Annotated in this window: 15 protein-coding genes; 1 reads left to right on the top strand and 14 read right to left on the bottom strand. The window is 33.4% G+C overall.

Annotated elements, in window-relative coordinates; translation table 11 throughout:
* Nucleotides 1-106: 106 nt before the first annotated feature.
* Nucleotides 107-1,426: a Na+/H+ antiporter family protein gene (locus tag B8869_RS07760; protein WP_084231097.1), complete on the bottom strand. Its 1,320-nt coding sequence runs from the start codon at nucleotides 1,424-1,426 to the stop codon at nucleotides 107-109.
* Between the two features lie 412 nt (nucleotides 1,427-1,838).
* Here B8869_RS07760 and B8869_RS07755 point away from each other — a divergent pair, with 412 nt between their 5' ends.
* Complete coding sequence (locus tag B8869_RS07755; protein ID WP_084231096.1) at nucleotides 1,839-4,847, top strand: BTAD domain-containing putative transcriptional regulator; 3,009 nt, start codon at nucleotides 1,839-1,841, stop codon at nucleotides 4,845-4,847.
* 28 nt (nucleotides 4,848-4,875) lie between these two features.
* Here the strand turns inward: B8869_RS07755 and glmL (B8869_RS07750) are convergent, their stop codons facing one another.
* From glmL (B8869_RS07750) to B8869_RS07690, 13 genes are all read right to left on the bottom strand, one after another.
* Complete coding sequence (gene glmL / locus B8869_RS07750) at nucleotides 4,876-6,222, bottom strand: methylaspartate mutase accessory protein GlmL (protein ID WP_084231095.1); 1,347 nt, start codon at nucleotides 6,220-6,222, stop codon at nucleotides 4,876-4,878.
* Between the two features lie 64 nt (nucleotides 6,223-6,286).
* Complete coding sequence (locus B8869_RS07745; RefSeq protein ID WP_084231094.1) at nucleotides 6,287-6,913, bottom strand: cyclodeaminase/cyclohydrolase family protein; 627 nt, start codon at nucleotides 6,911-6,913, stop codon at nucleotides 6,287-6,289.
* A gap of 9 nt (nucleotides 6,914-6,922) precedes the next feature.
* Nucleotides 6,923-8,599, bottom strand: coding sequence for a formate--tetrahydrofolate ligase (locus B8869_RS07740; RefSeq protein WP_084231093.1), 1,677 nt, complete (start codon nucleotides 8,597-8,599; stop codon nucleotides 6,923-6,925).
* Nucleotides 8,600-8,606: 7 nt separating this feature from the next.
* Complete coding sequence (gene ftcD / locus B8869_RS07735; RefSeq protein WP_004822050.1) at nucleotides 8,607-9,500, bottom strand: glutamate formimidoyltransferase; 894 nt, start codon at nucleotides 9,498-9,500, stop codon at nucleotides 8,607-8,609.
* A gap of 129 nt (nucleotides 9,501-9,629) precedes the next feature.
* Nucleotides 9,630-10,511: a glutamate formimidoyltransferase gene (gene ftcD, locus B8869_RS07730; RefSeq protein WP_084231092.1), complete on the bottom strand. Its 882-nt coding sequence runs from the start codon at nucleotides 10,509-10,511 to the stop codon at nucleotides 9,630-9,632.
* Between the two features lie 11 nt (nucleotides 10,512-10,522).
* Nucleotides 10,523-12,058, bottom strand: coding sequence for a histidine ammonia-lyase (gene hutH / locus B8869_RS07725; protein WP_084231091.1), 1,536 nt, complete (start codon nucleotides 12,056-12,058; stop codon nucleotides 10,523-10,525).
* 91 nt (nucleotides 12,059-12,149) lie between these two features.
* Nucleotides 12,150-12,704 carry a cyclodeaminase/cyclohydrolase family protein gene (locus B8869_RS07720; RefSeq protein WP_084231090.1) on the bottom strand — a complete coding sequence of 185 codons (555 nt, stop codon included), beginning with the start codon at nucleotides 12,702-12,704 and terminating at the stop codon, nucleotides 12,150-12,152.
* An 11-nt stretch (nucleotides 12,705-12,715) separates the two neighbouring features.
* A complete protein-coding gene (hutI, locus tag B8869_RS07715) occupies nucleotides 12,716-13,933 on the bottom strand; it encodes an imidazolonepropionase (RefSeq protein ID WP_084231089.1) in 1,218 nt (405 codons plus the stop codon).
* Nucleotides 13,934-13,943: 10 nt separating this feature from the next.
* A complete protein-coding gene (locus tag B8869_RS07710; protein WP_084231088.1) occupies nucleotides 13,944-15,248 on the bottom strand; it encodes an SLC13 family permease in 1,305 nt (434 codons plus the stop codon).
* A gap of 103 nt (nucleotides 15,249-15,351) precedes the next feature.
* The gene (locus B8869_RS07705) at nucleotides 15,352-17,106 is read right to left on the bottom strand and encodes a urocanate hydratase (protein WP_084231087.1); all 1,755 of its coding nucleotides are present in this window, start codon (nucleotides 17,104-17,106) and stop codon (nucleotides 15,352-15,354) included.
* Nucleotides 17,107-17,333: 227 nt separating this feature from the next.
* Nucleotides 17,334-18,692 carry a methylaspartate mutase accessory protein GlmL gene (gene glmL, locus B8869_RS07700; protein WP_234989814.1) on the bottom strand — a complete coding sequence of 453 codons (1,359 nt, stop codon included), beginning with the start codon at nucleotides 18,690-18,692 and terminating at the stop codon, nucleotides 17,334-17,336.
* 10 nt (nucleotides 18,693-18,702) lie between these two features.
* Complete coding sequence (locus tag B8869_RS07695) at nucleotides 18,703-21,744, bottom strand: tetratricopeptide repeat protein (RefSeq protein WP_084231085.1); 3,042 nt, start codon at nucleotides 21,742-21,744, stop codon at nucleotides 18,703-18,705.
* A gap of 16 nt (nucleotides 21,745-21,760) precedes the next feature.
* A complete protein-coding gene (locus B8869_RS07690; RefSeq protein ID WP_084231084.1) occupies nucleotides 21,761-22,699 on the bottom strand; it encodes a hypothetical protein in 939 nt (312 codons plus the stop codon).
* Nucleotides 22,700-22,801: the final 102 nt, after the last annotated feature.

Genomic DNA, 22,801 nt, shown 5'->3' with positions numbered 1-22,801 from the left:
CCTAAAATACTTTATCTTATTAAAATAATACTTTCTTAATTTGATAAATTTGTTTATAAATTGATTAAGATGCAGTCCTCTTTTGAAAACTACATCTTAATTTCAATTATCCAAGTATAATTGTAGCTATAACCCCACCTATGATTAGGAATATGTCATAAGCTATGAATGTAGGAACACAAGTGTCCCAAATGTGATTGTGTTGTCCATCTGCATTAAGTCCTGATGTAGGTCCTAAAGTTGAGTCAGATGCTGGAGAACCTGCATCTCCTAGAGCTGCTGCTATACCAATTAAAAGTATAATTGAGCCAGTTGATAGCCCTATTTGAAGTCCCAAAGGAACATATATAGCTGTTACAATCGGAACAGTTCCGAATGATGTACCTATACCCATTGTAATTAATAAACCAACAAGTAACATAATAAATGCTGCTACTGCTTTTGAACCTGACATATAAACTGCTGCTGCGTCAACAAGTTCTTGAACTGCACCGCTTGTTCTTAGTACGTTTGCATAACCAGATGCAACTAACATTACGAATGCGATGAATCCCATCATGCCTATACCACCGTTAATTATGTCGTCTAAGTTTCTTAGTTTGATACAACCAGTTAAAAGCATTACTAGAAGTCCGCCAAGTGCTCCAAGTGGAAGTGATTCTGTAACTGCTGATATAACAGCTGTAACTACACATCCTGCAAGAGCTCCCCAAGATTCACGAGACATAACAGCTTCTCCTGTATCTTCTTCAGCTCCTACTATTGGAAGATCTTCATATTCACGTTCTTTTCTGTATAAGAATAGAACACAGAATATAAGACCAACTAACATTGAAAGACCGCCTATCCACATTACTCTCTTTGTATCTGAAACAGCAATTGGTAGACCAGCTTGAGTTATATTATCTACTAAGTTTTGGTGGAAAATTAAACCGAATCCAAGAGGTAATGTAATGTATGGTGCTTTAAGACCAAATGTAAGAGCACAAGCTATTGCACGTCTATCAATTTTAAGTTTATTGAATAGAGTTAGTAGTGGTGGAATTAATATAGGTATGAATGCAATGTGTACAGGTACTAAGTTTTGTGAAAAACATGAAATAACTGCTAATGCAAAAATTAAGAACATCTTCTTACCTGATAAAACCTTTGCAATCTTTTGAGATAAAATCTTTCCTAAACCACTTCTTGCAAGACCAACTGCAAAAGATCCAAGTAATATGTAACTAAGCGCTGTGGCTGAGTTACCACCCATTCCTCCGATCAATAAGTTCATTATTGATTCGTCGCCATTTACTAGTGGCATTCCAGCAGAAAATCCTGCTACCATTGCTGCTACTATGATTGATAAAAGTACGTTGAATTTTAGCAAGCAAAGAGCGCACATTACTAAAACTGATATAACTACGGGATTAAATAATATCATATAAGTTCCTCCTTTTTTTATTTACTCGTTTCCCATGGTGTAAGTATACTTGATATCCATCAATTAGATGTCAACGGATATAAACTTTGACCACTTATATTTTATCACTTTTCGTTTTATTCTGTTATAACGTTATAAGATATTCTTATGCAATCTATATGAAAATAAGCATTTTTTGTTTAAATCGTCTAATTAACGTCTGTAAAAACATTTTCCAAACCCATTTTTCTCGTTAAACTATAATTTTCTATATTTTTACTAATTATTTTTATTTATTTAATCCATCAAATTTCTTCATATTATACGCTAAATTTTTGTTTAACTTCATTTTACGTCTAAAAATTACTTTTTGTTAGTTATTTATTTGACTTAAATGTTTTCATAGAATAAAATTGACTTGAGAGGTGAAAAAATGGATAAAATCTACTTACAATTATTTGGAGTTCCTCAGTTTTATTTAAATGGAGAACAAATATTATTTCCTTATAGTAAGATAAACGCTCTAATTTACTATTTAATTTTAAATAAATTTATTACTAGAGATGAAATTGCAAATCTACTTTGGCCGGATGAAAACGAAAAAACAGCAAAAAAGAATCTCAGAAATGCTATCTATCAAGCAAAGAAATGCGTCGGAATTGATTTTATAATATCACCTAAAAAATCCGTTTTGGAAATAGATAAAAATTTAGATATTCAATGCGATGCAGACCTCTTTAACCAAAATCCAATAGAAAATTTAGACTTATATAAAGGTGAATTCCTACAAGGTTTTTTTATTAAAGAAGCTGAATCGTACGAATACTGGGTTACTAAAATGCGTAACTATTTCGAAGAAAAGTTCATTTCAACTTCTTATGATAAACTTGAAAAAGACATTGCAGAAGAAAAATATGAAAATGTCGAAAAAGAAATAAACAAATTGACTCAAATAGATGAATATGATGAGAGAAATTTTAGACTTCTTATGAAGTTCTATCAAAAAACAGGTCGAAACGGTAAAGTTATAGAAACCTATTACAACCTAACCAAGTTATTACAAGATGAACTTGGTGTTAGCCCAGATTTAGAAACCAAAGAGATATATGAAGAGTCAATTAAACGTATAAATTTGAATAATAAAAGACCTAAATCACACGACGAATATTTCTTCGGCAGATTTGATGAATTAGCTGCAATTCAAGAAAATTTAAAATCTTTAAACACCAAGACAGCTAAGTCCATAGTCTTGTATGGTGAAGCCGGAATCGGAAAGAGCGCTCTTAAGCGAAAGGCTTTTGAACAAATTGACGTAGATACTACTATAGTAGAATCTTTTTGTTATCAAGCTGAAGAAAATTATGCACTCCGCCCTATCGGAGTGATGATTGAAAAGATAGGCAAACTGTTAAAAGAATTTAAAATTCCTTTGCCTACTTTTTGGGATATTACAATTAAAAAATTATTCCCAGCATTTGAAGACTCAGCTAAAGACATAATTATATTAGAAAACAAGCATCCGCTAAATTTTGATTTACTTACACAAGTCATAGTAGAAGCAATAAAGAAAATTTCTGCAAAACAAAATCTAATACTAATCTTTGAAGATATTCAATGGATGGATCAAACATCTATTAAATTATTGACTTCTGTTATCTTAAGACTTAACAAAGAAGCTATGTTCTTTATGACATCAAGAAGGCAATTCAACAGAGATGTCGAAGATATGGTCAGCACTTTGATAAAATACGATCTACTTGAAAAAATAGAGTTAGATAGATTTTCAAGAGATGATACTGCAGAGTTCATTTCTAAAGCACTGCCTGAAGTATCTCTCGAAGATAAATTAATAGATAAAATATATTCCGAAACTGAAGGAAACTCTTTCTTCTTGTCCGAATATATCAATCTGCTAAAATCTTCTGATGCGCCAAATCTTATGACCCCCGAAATGATGGACTCAATGAAATCAAGATTTGCCTATCTTTCAAAACCGGAAAGAGATTTACTGGACATAGTCAGTTATTTCTATGACGAAGCTCCTCTTTCTCAAGTAACAGAGATAAGTGGTCAAGGTGAATTCGACATCATAGGACTTTTGGAAAATCTTGAAAATGCAAATATTCTAACTGAAAGAGAACATAAAGACGATACTGGCATTATGTTTACTCACTCAAAACTTAGAGAATATATCTACATGACTCAGGCTAATTCAAAGAAAAAAGTTATACACAAGCGAATTGGTCAACTCTTAGAAGCTAATTTAAAAAACGACAAGAGTCTATACACCTATTCAAAATTGGTTTACCACTATTCAAGTGCCGGAGAAAATTTAAAGAGTATAAAATATAAGTTAGAAACTCTAAATTACTATTTGAATTTCTCTCATGAATTGTTCCCTATCTTAAACGTTTCAGAATTAGACGAAGACGCCAAGATATATATTTCAAGAGATAAAATTCAAGAAATGTTTGATAAATTAGAAGAAAACTTTTCAAGCATTAAGAAAGCTGAAAGCGAAGAAGACGCTAAACAACTTGAAATTGAATTCTATTATATGAAGGGTCGCTACTTGATAAGAGATGGTTCTTACCAAGAAGGTCTTGAAGATATAAAATACGTCATAGAAAAAGCCAAAGAAATCGGAAACAAAGATTACATCTTAGATGGATACAAACAGATGATTTTCTACAATATTCAAACAAACAACTCAAAAGATATGCTTGAATATATTGAATCAGCTTTAGATTTGGCTGTAATATGCAACTACCACAAAGAAATCGGTATACTTTTAAGACTTAAAGGTCTTTACAATATGATGATAGGAAACACATTCCTTGCAGAAAAATTATTTACCGAATCTATAAATACATTCACCGTTACAGACGAAGTCGCAAATAGATATGCAATCAATATAGCAGCGGCTTACAACTATATTGGTGAAATTAGATTCCAAGATTTAGAATTCAAAGAAGCCATTGGCAAGTTTGAAAAAGCGATTGAACTTTCTAAAAACAAAAGTGCACTTTCATCCCTATCTATATTCTATATAAACAAGGGAAAAGCCCACTTTGCAAACAACGAACTGGAACTTGCAAAAGAGGAATTCAACAAAGCTTACACACTTTACGGCCAATTTGATTCCTTCTGGAAGAGACCTGTGCTCGACTCATATATGGCACTTTGCGAAGTTGAAGATAAAAATTATAAAAATGCTTCAGCACACCTTAGAAATGCATTTGAATTCGCAGCCACTATGGAAGACCCAAGAGCTCTCGGTACAGTTTACTTTGCCGGCTACAGAATTTTCAAAGAACTTGACCAAGATATCTTAAACGATGAATTTGTTGGACTGTTTACTGAAAAAGAAGAATTTTATAGAGAAAAAGCTATTGAAAATTTAGACGCAAATCGTGATAAATTTGAAATAAGTAATTTATAAAAAAGGGGGCTGTTGTAAAATAGCCCCTTTATAATTTTTGTATGCAATTTTTCATTATGCTAAGTGCCGAATCTTTGTCCTGTGTTGCCAAAAGTCCCATTGCTGATAAAATATATTCCCTATCTAAATATTGAATTGGCTTTTCCGGATAAAGAGAATCCTTTTTTGTTTCCAAAATAAATTTTGGATCCTCTGAATGAACTAATACTCCACCTGTTCCTATAATTGTGTTGAACTCAGATAAGTCTTTGCCACTTTGATAGTATATATATCTTCCATTTGAATATTCTTTTCTAAGTTTTCCAACGTGTCTTTCTATTGAGTGGTTTACACATGCTTTGGCAATTGATGCTTCAATTTTCTTGTCTTCTTCTGTCTTTGGAACCATCATTATGTCTTCGCTTCTCTTTTTACATTCAGCTAAGTAATCTGCTTCAAAATATCCTCTGAGTTCCTCTTCCCCAACTGACTCATACAAACTTATTGCAGAATATCTCATTCCAAGATCTCCCTCGACAGTTCTCTTGTCAAAAGCTTCTTTAAGTCCTTCAAATCTAACTTCATTGTTGGTTGGAAGACCATGTCCTATAGAATGGACATCTGTTGTCGCTCCCCCAACATCCACTAAAATTAAATTTCCAAGACCTGCTTCGTTTTCTGTCCCAACCGATAATAGTCTTGCCGCTTGAAGTACTGAATCTGGAGTTGGCATCAATACTTCTCCAACTTTTTCTCTATATTCAGACAATCCCTTAGCTAAAATTATCCTACGCATAAATATATCTCTGATAATTCTTCTTGTTGGGTCAGCATTTAATTCATTTACCGTTGGCATTACATTTTCTGTAGTGTATGTTTCAAAATCACAGAGAATTTCCGCTACTTCTTCAGCAACTTGTTCATTTCCTGCTATTACAATCGGCGCTTTTATATTTAAATTCGCAAGCATATTTGCATTGTGGATTATGTTAAATTTATTTCCATTGTTAGTCCCGCCTGAAAGCAAAATTATATCAGGGTCTAACTCTTCTATTTCTCTAACTTTTGATAAGTCCAACTCATAAGAAAAAGTTTTTAACATTCTTGCTCCCGCCCCAAGTGCTGATCTCTTAGCTGCTTCTGCTGTCAAATTTTTCCCAAGTCCTACAGCCACCATCTTAAGACCACCGGCTGCTGATGAACAAGTTATGGCTTTATCGTATTCCACTTTGCCAATTTTATTTTCCATTTTGCCAAGAGCATTTTTAAATCCATCCATCACAGATGTTTTTATAGTGGTTATGTCTTTTTCTTTAGCTATTATTTCTCTTTTTTCTGCATCCACGAGTGTTAGCTTTGTATATGTTGAACCTATATCTACAAGTAAATATTTCATACTTCACCTTTAAAAATCTTTAAACAAAAAGAGGGGATATACCCCTCTTATTTATTGCTTTTTATTATTCTATTGCAGCTTCTATTTTTTCAAGTAGAGGTGCTGTAGCTACTTCAACTTTTTCAAGAGCTTCAGCCATTTGCTTTTTAGTTTCTGCGATGAATTCTTCATCCTTGATTGAACCAAGGTTGATTTTTACATTGTAGAAAGCTCCTCTGATAGCAAGCTTTAAGTTTAATAGACCAACTCCTACGTCAGTGATTGCGTTAGAGTTTCCTTTTTCAACTAAAACTTCTGCATAGTCTAATATTTTAAGAGTTTTTAGACCTACGTTTAGAGGTACACTTGCTGCTTTTTTGTATTCTTCTTGAATAGTTTTTGATCTGATAGCTTTTTCTTCTTCAGTTTCTTTTGGAAGTTTGAATGCTGCCATAACGCCGTTGAAAGAATTTGAGTCTCTGTCAATGTCTTCTACAAAATCTAATTCAAGTTCTTTTAATTCTTCAGCGTATTTTTGCATTTCTTCATGAACTTCTTCATATTTTTTGCTCTTTACAGTTAAGTTAGCAACCATTCCTAGAAGAGCTGCTGCTTGTGCTGCTGCAAGAGCTGAAACTGATCCACCGCCTGGAGCTGGAGAATCTGAAGATGTTTCTGCTACGAATCCTGCTACTGTTAGTTCTTTTAACATGTTTCCTCCTTAGAATAGACCTTCCATTTTACCGTTTTCATCAACGTCCATCTTGTTAGCTGCTGGAACTTTTGGAAGACCAGGCATAACCATGATGTCACCAGTTTCACAAACGATGAATCCTGCACCTGCAGAAACTCTTACGTTTTGAACTGTGATTTCAAATCCTTCTGGTGCGTTTACTGCATTCTTATCATCTGAGAATGAGAATTGAGTTTTAGCCATACAGATTGGCATTTTGTCTAATCCAAGTTCTTCTAATTTCTTAACTTGTTTTTTAGCTGCTGCTGTAAGAGTAACTTTAGCTCCTCTGTAGATTTCTTTAACAATAGTGTTAAGTTTTTCAGGGATTGAAGCTTCTACATCATATAGGTAGTGGAAGTTGTTTTCTTGTTCACAAGCTCTAACAACTTTTTCAGCTAAGTCTAAAGTACCTTCTCCACCTTTTGCCCATCCGTCAGAAAGTGAAACTTCTACTCCGTATTCAGCACATTTTTCGATTAATTTATTAACTTCAGCTTCTGTATCGAATGCAAATTTGTTAACTGCAACAACTACAGGAAGACCGAATTTCTTTACGTTTTCAATATGACGTCCAAGATTTGCAAATCCTGCTTCTAACGCTTCTACATTTTCTTCTTTTAGGTTCTTCTTATCTACGCCACCGTGCATCTTAAGTGCTTTGATAGTAGCTACGATTACTACTGCATCTGGTTTAAGGTTACCAAGTCTACATTTGATATCGAAGAATTTTTCTGCTCCAAGGTCAGCACCGAAACCAGCTTCTGTTACAAGGTAATCAGAAAGTTTAAGTCCTAATTTTGTAGCGATTAATGAGTTACATCCGTGAGCGATGTTAGCGAATGGTCCACCGTGGATAAGAGCTGGAGTATGTTCAAGAGTTTGAACAATGTTTGGTTTAATAGCATCTTTAAGAAGCATAGCCATAGCTCCTTGAGCTTCTAATTGTCCTGCTGTTACAGGTTCTCCATCTAGGTTGTAAGCTACGATCATTCTAGCAAGTCTTTCTTTAAGGTCAGTTAAACCACTAGCTAAACAAAGAGCTGCCATGATTTCAGAAGCTACAGTAATCATGAAGTGATCTTCTCTTGTAAATCCGCAAGCTTTTCCACCCATTCCGATTACAATGTTTCTGATAGATCTATCATTCATGTCGATAACTCTCTTCCAAGTAATGTTTCTAGCGTCTATTCTTAGAGCATTACCTTGGTGAATGTGGTTGTCAATAAGAGCTGATAATAAGTTGTTAGCAGCTGTCATTGCGTGAAGGTCTCCAGTGAAGTGAAGGTTGATATCTTCCATAGGAACTACTTGTGAATATCCACCACCTGCTGCTCCACCTTTAACGCCAAATACAGGTCCTAGAGATGGTTCTCTTAGAGCTACAACTGAGTTTTTACCCATTTTGTTAAGTCCTTGAGAAAGACCAATTGATACAGTTGACTTTCCTTCTCCTGCTGGAGTTGGAGTTATAGCTGTTACAAGGACTAATTTACCATCTTCTTTTTTGTCTAATTCGTGAATAGCATCAAGAGATATTTTAGCTTTATATTTTCCATAAAGTTCTAAATCATCAGCTTTAAGACCAGCTCTTTCAGCTACGTCAACTATTGGTTCCATTTCAATGGAATTTGCTATCTCTATATCTGTTAAAAATTCTGTCATCTTTTTATTACTCCTCAATTAATAGTGTTTCTATAACTTGTTCAGCACTAAATTCTTCAACTTGCATGTAGTATGCTGCTGAATCTATTAGAGCTTGTAGTGGAACCATACCGATTATTTCTGTTCCGTATACAGTTACGCCATATCTCTTAGCTTCAGATTTTACCATTTCAAGCGCTTGGTAAATTCTTGTTTTTTCGAAGTTTACAAGGTTCATAGATACTTGAACTTGTCCTCTTTCTTCAAGTGGAAGTCCTATTGCCTTAGCAAATCTAAGTCCACCACCGATGTGTCTTACTTTTTTAGCAATTGCATCAGCAATTTCTACTTTATCTGTATTTAAGTTTACGTTAAATGCTACAAGGTGGAATCTTGCTCCAACTGCAGTAGCACCACTCTTTGCGTTCATTTCTTGTGGTCCAAAATCAGGTTTCCATTCTTCTTCTTTAATTTTTTCGAAGAATCCTTCATATTGTCCTTTACGAACTTTTGCAAGGTTTTGTCTTCCAGGAGTTGTAGCTGCATCTTCATATAGGTAAACTGGAATTCCTAGTTCTCCTATTGCCTTACCAACTTCTTTAGCATATTCTACACAGTCTTCTGTAGTAACTTCTGTAATTGGAACGAAAGGAACAACGTCAACAGCTCCCATTCTTGGGTGAGCTCCTTCGTGTTGAGTCATGTCTATAACTTCTTGAGCTACTTTTACAGATTCAATAACTGCTTTGATTACAGCTTCAGGTTCACCAATAACTTCAACAACTGTTCTGTTGTGATCCTTGTCTGCTTGGTAATCTACTAGCTTTACATTTTCTTTCGCTCTAAAACATTCTACGATTTTATCTACTTTTTCTAAGTCTCTTCCTTCTGAATAATTAGGAATACACATTACTCTTTTCATAATTTAGTCATACCTCCTAGACCTGTCTAGACTTCTTCTAGACTTTTACAATGCGAGTCTAACATTTTCCTATCTATAAAACGTCTAAAGATATTCTATTTTGAAAATTTATTTTGACTTATTTTTTAATTATGAATATATTTGGTCAACTGAGAACTCTTTTGAGATTCTTAAATAGAAATCAAGCACATCTCTTATCGCATAAACAGGCACTGGTCCTACCAATTCTGTATCTACTATATTTACATTGTATCTGCTTGCTTCTGATTTAATGGTTTCGAACACTCTGTGGATAGGAGTCTTTTCATAGTTAATCATATTCATGGAAACTTGAACTTGCTTCTTTTCTTCAAGGCTAAGTGCTATAGCTCTTACATAAGTGTATCCACCAGCAGCTGCTCTTACAGATTTTACTATTTCTTTTCCTATCTCAAGGTCTTCAGTATCTAAGTTGATGTTGAATGCAACTAATGGGAATCTCGCTCCTGTAACAGTTGCCCCAGCTTTTGGATTGAATTCTTTAGGTCCTTCATCTGGATACCATTCTTCATCTTTCATTCTTTCTTCTAAAGCTTCATATTGTCCTTTTCTAATCTTTGGTAGAGCTTTTCTATATTCTCTTTCTTGAGCATCTTCATAGAAGTAAACTGGCACTCCTAGGCTTCCTAAGTATTTTCCAAATTCTTTAGCTATTACTACAGCTTCTTCTGTTGTGATTTCTCTTACTGGAATAAAAGGAACTACGTCTACTGCACCTATTCTTGGATGTGAACCCTTGTGTTTTGTCATGTCGATTAATTCAACAGCTTTTGCAGCTAATTTTTTAGTTGCTTCTAAAACATTTTCCGGTTCACCTTTATAAGTGAAAACTGTTCTGTTGTGGTCTGCGTTAGAATCTATATCTATTACTTCTATTCCATCAACTGATAAAAAAGCTTCTTTTACTTTTTCTACAACGCTAAGGTCTGTACCTTCACTTATATTTACTTCTGCCATCAATACTTTGCTCATGATTCTCTCCTTTACTTTAATTCTCCAACAACTGCTTCTACTCTATCTAATAATTCGCCTGATTTAACTACTTCAAATGATTTGTCCATGTCAGGATAGAATATTCTATCATTTTCCATAAATGTTACATTTTCTCTAAGCACTTTGTAAGCTTCTCTTGCTCCTAAACCTAACTTATCAGCTGCTCCAAAGTCTGCTGCTTGTGCTGCACACATAAGCTCGATGCTAATTACATGTTGTGCATGGTCTACTATTTGTCTTGCTTTTCTAGCTCCAATAGTACCCATACTTACGTGGTCTTCTTGGTTTGCAGAAGTTGGAATTGAGTCAACAGATGCAGGGTGAGCTAATACTTTGTTTTCAGAAACTAAAGCTGCTGCTACATATTGAGGAATCATAAATCCATCATTTATTCCGCCGTGTTTTACTAAGAAAGCTGGTAGTCCGTGAGAAAGTGCAGGGTTTACCATTTTTTCTATTCTTCTTTCAGATACGTTAGCTATTTCAGACACTAATATTCCAAGAGTATCCATTGCTATAGCTATTGGTTGACCGTGGAAGTTTCCACCTGATATACAAGCTCCATTTTCTCCTGGGAAAATTAGTGGGTTATCTGTTACTGAGTTGATTTCAACTTCAACTGCTTTTTTTACATATTCAAAAGCTATTCTAGATGCCCCGTGAATTTGTGGTATACATCTTAAACTATAAGAATCTTGCATTCTAACTTCACCTTGTTTAGTTACGTTTTTAGATTCTGCTAAAAGTCTTCTCATATTTTCAGCTGTGTCTATTTGTCCTTGATGAGGTCTGATTAAATTTATTCTTTCATCAAATACATCTATTATTCCGCCCAATGCATCTACAGTTAGAGAACTTACGATGTCCGCTTGTTTAAGTAATTTTTCAGCATCATATGTAGCCATTACTGCATTACCCATTATAGCTTGAGTTCCGTTTATAAGAGCCAAACCTTCTTTAGCTTTTAAAGTAATTGGTTTTAATCCAGCTCTTCTCATAGCTTCCGCTCCGCTAAGAACTTCACCTTTATATTCTGCTTCGCCTTCACCTATCATAGGTAGAACCATGTGAGCTAGTGGACACAAGTCTCCAGAAGAACCTACAGAACCCTTAGATCTAACTATTGGATGAACTCCTTCATTCAACATATTTACCAAGCATTCTACAGTTGTCATTAAAACTCCGGAGAATCCCTTACAAATTGAGTTAGCTCTTAAAACCATCATAGCTCTTACGATTTCTGTGTCGAATGGATCGCCAACTCCACAAGCATCTGAATAAATTAAGTTCTTTTGTAATAAATCTAATTCTTCTTCTGATATAGACACTGTTGAGAATTTTCCAAATCCTGTATTGATTCCGTATATAGCTTGTCCACTTGCTAAAGCTGCTTCAACATATTCTCTTGATTTTAATATTTCTTGTTTTTGAGCTTCATCTATTTCAACTTTTGCACCGAATCTTGCAATTTGAACCACATCTTCTATCGTTAAATCATTCCCATTAATTTTTATTACTTTTCCCATTTTAAATCCTCCTTCAAATTAAGCATCTTTAATTATTTATAATTCGATTAAATAATATTACGTTTCTAATTTTTAATATATAAATAATATTTTATAGACTTTCTAAATCTTTTTTAAATCTTGCAATAACTTCTTCGTCTTTTATAAGTGGTAAATTAACTTCTACATTTTCTTTACCTGCTTTGATTCCCATCTTTGCAAATTCAACGCCAGCGTTTAAATCAGTTCCACAAGCTGGGTTTGAGTTTGTAAGAAGTCCTTCTCCTATTTCTAAAAGTCTCTTATTTAGTTTTGCATTTGACATAGGAACTTCAGCCGCTCTTATACCTGCATTTTGTATCGCTGCTTTTCTTGCAGTTTTTTCTTCGTCTGTTGCTTTTGGTAGCTTGTAAGCATTTACAATTAGCATATATGCTTCATTGTCATTAACTGCTCCCTGTAAGAATTTAGCTTTTAATTCTTTTAGTTCTGCTGCAAGTTCGTCATATTTTTCATCTGAATATCCATAATCTTTTCCTTTAGATAGATTTATTACCATTCCCATTAAACCGCATCCAAAAGCCCCCGCTATAGCTGATGATGATCCCCCACCTACTGTAAAGTCATTTTCATCTAAAATAAGTTCAATAATATCTTTATAGTCCATTTGATATCCTCCTAATTTTCAAAAACAATTTTTCCTTTTTTAATTACTTTATCAACTTCATTTACGCCTATCTTATAGATACAATTTTTATAGCTATCTGATTCAAGTATTTGAATATCTGCAAATTTACCTTCCTCAATTGAGCCATAATCTTTTTCTATCTTAAGAGCTTTAGCTCCACCAAGTGTCGCCGCTCTTATGGCTTCTTCCGGTGTCATTCCATGATTTCTACAAGCCATTGCCATTGCCAAAGGCATTGATTCTATCCAATTTCCCGGATTTAGATTTGTAGCTATAGCAATTGTTAGTCCCTTATCTATCATAGGTCTAGGATTAAAAGGTCTGTGGTGTTTAACAGAAAAATCTGTTCCCGGAATCAATATTCCAACAACTCCATTATCTCTTAAAACATCTATATCTTCATCTTCTAAATAATTTAAATGTCCTACATTAGCTGCCTTTAGTTCTGCCCCAACTCTCGCTCCACCAATTGCAGAATAGCATTCAGTATGTAGTGTAGGAAGCATTCCAAATTCTAGACCTGCTGATAAAATCTTCCTTGAGTCCTCCGCTGTATAATATCCATCATCACACCACACGTCACAAAACTCAGCTAAGTTTTCTTCTTTTACTACAGGCATAACCTCATCTATCATGTATTGGATATAGTTTTCTTTTCCCATTTCCACGTCAAAATAATGAGCTCCAAGGTATGTACTTAGTATTGTTTGAGGAGTATGTTTTTTTATTTCTTTTATAATCCTCAATTGTCTTAGCTCATTTTCTTTATCTATGCCATATCCAGACTTTATTTCAACTGTAGTTGTACCTGTTTTAAGCATTCTATTAAGTTTTTTTAATGAAGTTTGTAATAGCTCTTCATCTGTAGCATTCTTTGTTGAGTACATTGATGAAGCTAAGCCAACTAAACCAACTGCTTTTTTTACATCTTCAGCAGACATAGTCAAAGATGCAGCATACTCATCAACTCTACTCTTGCCAAATATCAAGTGTGTATGACTATCCACATATCCCGGCATAACTATTTTATTGCTACAATCTATAACTTCTATTTTAGAATCTACGTCTAATTTAGAGTAGTCAGCTATTCTTTTTATTCTTTCGTCTTCAATTAATATAGACTTATTAGAGATGATGCCGATTAAATCATCGGCATCTTCCCTAATTGTCAATATACTTTTGCAGTCTTTTAAAAGTAAGTTTTTCATTTTCTAGTCCTTAAATAAATAATGGCCAAATTATACCAACAATTAACAATGGAATATCGTAGCAAACAAATTGTGGAACGCATGTATCCCAAATGTGTTCGTGTTGACCGTCAGCATTTAGTCCGGCTGTTGGTCCAAGAGTTGTGTCAGAAGCTGGAGATCCTGCATCTCCTAAAGCTGCTGCAACTGCTATCATAAATATTATAGCGGCTGGAGAGAAACCGAGTTTTACAGCTAAAGGTACATATATAGCCGCTATAACTGGTACTGTACCAAAAGAAGTACCTATACCCATAGTTATTATTAAACCTAATGTTATCATTGTGAATGAACCAGCTAATTTTGAACCGCCTAATAGAGCAAATGCACTTTCTACTAAACTGTCTACTGCTCCACTCTCTCTGATTACTGTTGCATATCCTGATGCTATTAACATTACAAAGGCTATGAATCCCATTAACTTAATTCCGCCTTCTAACATTTCTTGTATGTCATTCCATTTTATAACTCTAGTAGCAATTAAAAGTGTAAGTGCTGCTAAAGCTCCTAATGGTAAAGACTCTGTCATAAGTTGAACAACTAAAGCAACAACTCCTGCTGCCAATGTCAACCAGTGTTTTGTCTCTACTACTATCGCTTTTTCTAATCCTTCGTTATTTTCTTCGTCTTTGTCTACATAAGTTCTGTCTTTAGAGAAGTAAATAAGTCCTAGCACCAATCCAACAAACATAGCTAAACCTGCCATCCAAGTTGATTTCCAAATGTCAGATAATCCAATATTAAGTCCCGCTGCATTAACTGAGTCCTTAATAATTCCATGGAATATTGCTCCGTATGCTATTGGAATAGTTATGTATGGTGCTTTTAATCCAAATCCAAAACATATTGCAAGCATTCTTCTATCCATCTTCATCTTGTTCATTAAAGATAGTAGCGGTGGAATTAAAATTGGTATAAAGGCAATATGTATAGGTATAATAGTCCCTGAAGCCATTGCTGTTAGAGTTATTATAATTGCCAATGTGAATTTATTTCCCTTTACTACTGATGCGATCTTTCTAGCTAATATATCAGCTGCTCCAGTCTTATTTATTGTGTATGCTAATGCTCCAAGTAGAATATAACTAAGAGCTGTGTTAGCGTTTCCACCCATACCACCAACAAATATTCCAATAGAGTCTGTCAAACTTATTCCCGCTGACAATCCTGCAATTAATGCAGATACCAATAGAGCCAATAAAACTGGCAGTTTAAGTAAACACAAAACAGATAGTACAATTACCGATATGATTACCGGATTCAACAAAATTTCCATACTTACCCTCCTTATTATAATTTGATTTGATTTATTTGTTTTAATTTATTCACAGTATAATAAAGCAGAATAGCCAAAGGCTATTCTACTTTTTGCTACAGTCTTATCTATACATTCCTTCTGGTCCAAATGTTACTTGGTCAGCTGATTTCCACCATAGTGGCACTTTAATTGAATCTGTAGTGTAAAGACCTTTTCCGTTTGCAACTGCTTTAGCTGTTTCATATCCAGCTTGAGCGTGACGTATTACACCAATACCAGAGTCAACTGTAAGAGCTGCTGCAAGTCTTCTGTCAGCTTCTTCAGTACCATCAGCTATCATAGTAACACCAGTGTGAACTGCTTCACCCATTGAGTAGTTACTTTGAATTGCTATCAAGTCACATCCTGCTGCACAGTTTAATAGACCGTTTAGATATGGCCAGTCAGAGATGTAATCTCCACCATCTGGCATGTTTTCAGATTCAAATGTTGGGTTAACGATTGAACCAGAGTCTAAGTTATCTCTTGAGAAAGCAACTGTACCTTTAATTCTTCCTTCTTTAATAGCTTGGTTAATTGCTAGACCGAATTTCTTTCTTTCACCAAATCCCATGTAGCAAACTCTTGCTGGCATACCTTCTATTGGTAAGTTCTTTCTTGCAAGTGTAATCCATCTTTCAACAAGTTTATCGCCTTTGCAAATTTCAAGTGCTATATCATCAGTTTCAATTAAGTCTTGAGGGTCACGAGATAGACAAGTCCATCTGAAAGGTCCTCTTCCTTCGCAGAATAGTGGTCTTAAGTATGCAGCTACGAATCCTTCGATCTTCATTGCTTCTTCTCTTGGGAATCCAGCATCCATACATTCTTTTCTAATAGATGTACCATATTCAAATACTTCTACGCCATCTGCTTTTAAAGCGATCATTGCTGCTAATTGACGTTTCATTGTTTCTCTTGCTAATTCAAGATATTTTTCTCTGTCATCAATTCTTAGTTGGTCAGCTTCTTCTGGAGTATATCCTGATGGGATATAAGAGATAGGATCATGGCATGGACACATTTCTGAACATATGTCAGGTCTGAAGTCGCTCTTTAGAACTTCTTCGTATGCATCTGCTGCATTGCCTACAAATCCAATTGAGATAGGTTCTTTTCTTGCTGCGTAATCTTTTGCCATTTCGATAGCTTCTGTCATTGATGGAGCAATTACATCAAGATAGTCTTTTTCAATTCTCTTTTCAAGAGTTTTCTTATTAGCATCTACTATTAAGCAAACTCCGCCATGCATCTTCATAGCCCATGTTTGGTTTGTTCCCATACCACCAACACCAGCTGTCATGTAAATCTTTCCTGATAAATCATCATTGAAAGCTTTGATTGCGATTGCTGATAGAGTTTCGAATGTTCCTTCGATAACACCTTGTGTTCCTATGTATTCCCATGGAGCTGCTGTGTATTGAGCGAATATAGTTAAGTTCTTGTCTTGTAAATCGTAGAATCTTTCCCAAGTAGCTTGCATGATGTTTGTAGTTGCCATTACTACTGTTGGAGATTCTTTATGTGTTTTAAATATTGCAACAGGCATACCTGATTGAACAACTAAAGTTTCGTCATCTTCTAAGTTCTTTAGTGCGTCAACTATTGCCCAGTAAGATTCCCAGTTTCTTGCTCCTTTACCATTACCACCGTAGATAACAAGTAGTTCAGGAATTTCAGCATTTTCCATATTAAACTCTAACATTCTAAGAATTGTTTCTTGTCTCCATCCTTTACATCTTAGAGTGTCAGTATCTTTTAATCCACCGCCTTGAGCAGTTACTTTGTAAAGTATCTCAGGGTTTTCTCTGTAATATAATCCGTGTTCTCCGTTCATTTTTGTATCCTCCTTAAATTTCAATTAATTTGTTTTACAAATTTGCTTTAGCTTGTAACCATATTATATAGACGCAACGTTAATATAACGTTTACATTAATTTCGATTTCAAAAATTTTTAAAAAATTTTTTCTTTAAAATAAATAACAGTTTATATCAAATAAAAAGAGATAATAACTCAGTTTTAAGCCATTATCTCTTGCGTTATTGCATATATAGTTTTTAATTTAAGCATTAATATTTTCAAGCATTATTTTTAACGCTAACTCACTATCTACTGTACTAAGTAGTCCCATTGCAGATAAAATATACCTTTTATCTATCAATACACCGGGATTTTTAGGTGTTAATTTATTTTTTTCCTCTATTATACATGACGAAATTATATTTTTATAGTTAACAGAATTTATTATAACTCCACCTGTACCTACAATATATTTTATATTTCTTAAATCTTTTCCGTTTTGAATAGTTATATCTTGACCATTCATATAGCCTCTTCTAGTAGTTCCGGCATGTCTTTTAACAGCTATAGAAACGCATTCAGAAGCAATTAATTCGTCAAATTTCTTTTCATCTTCACTCTCCGGTAAATAAGATGTCTGTGCGAATCTCTTTATGCATCTCTCTTCTGCATTAGGTTGACTTAATAATCTTTCACTTGCAGACTGGTAAACCCCAACAGCAGAATATCTCATCCCAAGATCTCCTTCAACAGTTCTCTTCTCCACCGTCTCTTCAAGTCCATCTTGTTTATAAGTCCTATCCACTATAGGATCAGAAATAGAATGTATATCAGTAGTCGCTCCTCCAACATCCACTACCATAAGTTCCCCAAGCCCTTTAGTCTCTTGTGTCCCCAACGATAATAGACTAGCTGCCTTTAATACAGCCGTAGGAGTTGGCATAAGTATCTCGCCAATATTTTCAGCTACCAAATCCATCCCCTTAGCTCTTATTATTAGAGCCATAAAAATTTCACGAATTACTTCTTTTGCTACATAAGGATTTATCTTATCTGTATCCGGCATAATGTTTTCAGTGTAAACAGCTTTTAACCCATATTCTTTAAATATTGCTTCAACTTCATCCCTTGCATAGGAGTTCCCCGCCACTATCACAGGTTTCTCAACCTTGTGCTGCGCTAGCTTCTGTGCATTTTTTAAAATATAAGATTTGTTTCCGCCTTCCGTCCCTCCGGAAAGTAAAATTATGTCGTGATTTATTTTTTTTATTTCCTCAACATCTTCATCCGTTAAATAGTAACTAAAACTGCCTACAATTCTTCCTCCTGCTCCCATGACCACTCTCTTTGTAGCCTCTACTGTGTAGCTTGGAGTTATTCCTATTGTTACAATTTTAAGACCTCCACCTGCTGAAGAACAGCATAAAGTCTTTACAATATTTATATCTTCGAAAGATAAATCTCTAAACATTTCACTTTTAGCTTTTTCATAACCTTCTATTACGGAAGTTTCTACAGTTGTATATGATTTTGATTTAGCTATTATTTCTGCTTTATTCTTAGATACAAGCGTCAACTTTGTAAAAGTGCTACCAAAGTCCACTAATAGATAACAATCCACTTTCCTCTCCTTAGTCAAATTTAATGTTAGCTTTTAAGTATTCTATCTCCGCTGCATCTCTATACTTATCCAAATATTTAATCGCATTATAATAGTATATGTCGTAAGACTCTACTAATATACTTTCCATATCTTTATCAAATCCTGCTTCATCTCTTTTTATTATGTAGCATATTATTGTCTGTATAAAGTATATGTATCCGATATCTCTAGAATTGTTTATAGTTTTAACTTCTTGCAATGCATTCTTCAATAATTTAGCTGATTCATTAAATCTTTCATCTAAGAAATTAACTAATGCCAAGTATGCCTCTAAAACAGGTTTTTTCCAATATGAGTCAAATCTCTTTATTATACTCTCAGCTTTGTAGAATAAATCTTTCATTGCAAACACTTCTCCCTTTAAGAAAAGTGTTTTGCCTGCATTTATATAGAAGATTGATAGGCAAGATGCTTCAGTATTTTCACACAATTCAATTGATTTTTCAAAATATTCCAGTGCCTCATCCAATTTTCCTTGAGTACGTCTTATTTCTCCAATGTAATTGTAATTTGCAGCTGTACTGATAGAATTTGTTCCTTCCAATATTCCTTCATATTCAAATGTGTCTATTGAATGCATAAACAATTCTTCTGCTTTTTCAAAATCTCCATTGTTCATGTGATAGACACCATACAATCTATAAAATATCCCAAGTTCTAAATTATCACCTATAGCTTTTGCAACTTCTATTCCGGCAATAAGGTGCTTTAACATAAGCTCTTGATTTATTATCTGGATTGAATAAATCGCCATTTGCTTATGTCCGTTAAGGGCTATTTTATAATCCTTCATCTGTTCTGCAAACTGGATAACTCTGTTCATGATTTTTACACCATTTACATAGTTTCCTTCTCTGATAAAATATCTTCCTTTACAGTACAAAAACAACAGCTCAGATTTTAAAATATCTTTCAAATCCTCTTTGCTATTTTCCTTTGCCTTTATCTCATTTATTTCTAACTCTATTCGCTCTATCAACTCTGTAACTTTTGCATTGTCTATATATAGTTTAACTTGTTTACTCAATTCACTATCATTCAAGCTCGGAAATATTTCATGAGTGAAGTTTAGGTAATAACTTAGCATATATATTTCATATTTTACTTTTTTAGCTTGATTTTTAGCTCTTTCAAAATGATATTTAAGCCTTACATATGTAGTTATAGTGTTATTACCTGTTACCAAATCTTTTTCTAACATCTGGCCTATTTCATTGTGCATAATCTCTTTTGAGTAATCATTTATACTATTATATACGTAGTCTTTATATGCAGAATAAGCGAAACTTATTTGAGTTGTGCCATTCCCCTCTCTCTGTTCCAATATATTTAATTTTATGAGTGAATTTATACAATCTATTACCTCAAAAGCGTTTAGATTTAAAACTTTTAATATTAAATCTACATTTACATTTTCATATAATACTGATGCTATTTCTAAAACCTTTCGTTCAGTGTCTTTAAGCATAGAAAATTTTTCAAAAAGAATTGCTTGAATTTTTGAATTTTCCAACACACCTTTTTGTTTGTTGTTATAGAGTTGTATATATTCATTTAAGAAAAATGCATTTCCTTTTGACTTAAAATATATATCGTCAATTTCAGCCTCATCTATTTTTTTATTTATAAGCTTTTTACAAATCAATCCAACTTCTTTTCTACTGAATTTGGACAGTTCTATATATTCAATTTTATTTATATCTTTTAATGTAAAGATTATATTTTCTTCGCAAATAGTATACTCACTAGATTTAGTAAGTAATAAGAACACACCTTTATTCTTTTTAAGCAATAAATTAGTCAAAAGCTTTATGCTCAAACTATCTGCCCATTGAATATCTTCTATAGTTAATATTACAGGACCACTTTCTGATAATTTATCAATTGCGTTAATAATTGCATTGTAAATTAGATTAGTGCTAAAGTTCTCTCTGTTTTCTAAAATTTTAGACTTAGGCTGATAGGCGTTTTTCCCAAGGAAGAAAAAATTATTTATAAGATCTTCCCAGAGCAAAGGTCTTTCAACTCCATTTGCATGGAATTCTTGCTCTATAGATGAAATTATCTTAACCCATGGCGAGTATGCAAAAACTTGTTCCACCTTAAGACAATCAGCTCCAAAAAATTTTATATCTGAATTGGCATTCATTATTTCTTTTTTCAGTACACTCTTTCCTATTCCTGCTTCTCCACAAACCAATACAGATTTAAAATCATCACCTCGTTTAAATGCATCTATTTGCTTTTGAATTACTTCCTTATCATAGTTTCTACCAAAAAATGCAGACTCATTAGTCTTCTTGTCCATTTTTTTCTCGTTAATTAAACTCAATGAATCCTTATATATTTTAGTAAGCTCTTCCGATGGTGAAACACCTAAGTCATTTTCTAACAATTCCTGTAGCTCATAATATCCGTTTATAATCTTGTCAATTCTTTCATTTAATTGATAGTATTTGAATAAATATAAATATGCTTCTTCATTATATTTATCAATTTTCAATAACTTTTTGGCATCTTGTTCCAATTCTTCAAACTTTTCGTTTTCAAAATCTTCTTCCATTTTTTTGATGATTACTTCTATAAAAGTCTCTCTGTAGTAATCTCTTGACTCAGTCATCCAGTTTTCAAATTCTATTACTTCTTTTAAATAAAACCCCTTTAAAAACTCACCTTTATACTTATCAATATTGCCTACAGGGTCCTTTTCAAATAATTCAACGTCAATGTTTATGTCTAAATCTTCATTAATAGTAATGATAGATTTATTTTTAGACACCAATATTTCATTTTTAAACAAATGTCTTATTTTATGCAGCGCATTTCTAAGGCTGGTTCTAGCTTTTTGTTCACTAGAATCACACCAAAGCATACCACTTAGTTCTTCTCTACTAACAGCCTTTTTAATCAATACATAATATAGTAGAGCGCTTACCTTATTTATAGGAAGAATTATTTCCTCTCCATCTTCATATACAATTGGCAACCCAAAAAAATTACAATCTATCAATTTGACCTCCTAAATTTTATTGGAGAAATCTCAATGTCTTTGTAACTACTGAATAAATGTCCTTTGCTTGAAATACTATCGCTAAATCTTGACTTATTGCCATTGGAGTCACTATAGAATCTATAAAATAACACTTTCCTTTAGTTGATCTTCCAACTTCTATAGATTTTTCCAATCCCTTTGGATAATCCTTTACTTCGTAATCTGTTAAATATACTAAAGCAAGCATTATGTCGTCATTCACTAGCCCAGTTTGTCCGCCGCAATTATAGTATTCCACAAAAAAGTCATGTATCTTCGTCAACATTTTTAAGTACGCTAGAGATGTCCAGTTAACCAAATATTCTCTATAATCTATTCCTTTTTTAAGTAAAGTTTCTTCATTAACATAGATAGGTAAAATAAATTTACCTTCTTCGTTAATTTGAGATTTGCCGAAATATTTGAAAGCCATTAAATCAACTTTTAACTTTTCAACAACCTCTTTTAAATCATTTGGCATGTAATTAAATAATTCACTTAGTTCTATTTTTTCTATGTATTCTGTTTCCTTAGGTTCTTCTGCAGTATAGTCGATTTTAATATTTCCGCTTAAATATTCTTCTGAATTGATTAAGCAAGTAATAATATTTCCTAATATGTCTTCAACTTCTATAGAACCTATCAGTCTTATAATTTGTTTGCCTTCCTTTTTTAATTTCTGTTCAAATGATATTTGTGTTATTTTATTACTTTTATATAAATCTATCAAATAGTTACTTAGATTATTAAATAGCACAAAATTCCAAAGATACAAATAATTATCTACATTCACTGACTTAAACTTTTCTGTTAATTCTTTTCTATTGTTTTCTAAAGCTAAATTGTACTCATCTAAAGATATTAACTTAGTTACCTTATCCTCTTCTTGTAGATAAACACTTTCTTCCTTAATATAAACTAACACATTCCCCATAAATTCACCTTCTAACATTTATTGTTACCGTTAATTTTATACGCTCTATGTTAATTTAACGTTAATCTGCTAATAGCTTTTAACTTAAAAAAATGGTAGACA

The sequence above is a fragment of the Peptoniphilus asaccharolyticus DSM 20463 genome (assembly GCF_900176115.1).
Taxonomy (GTDB): Bacteria; Bacillota; Clostridia; order Tissierellales; family Peptoniphilaceae; genus Peptoniphilus; species Peptoniphilus asaccharolyticus.
The sequence above is the reverse complement of the archived record's forward strand: the minus strand, read 5'-3'. Positions and strand labels throughout refer to the sequence as shown.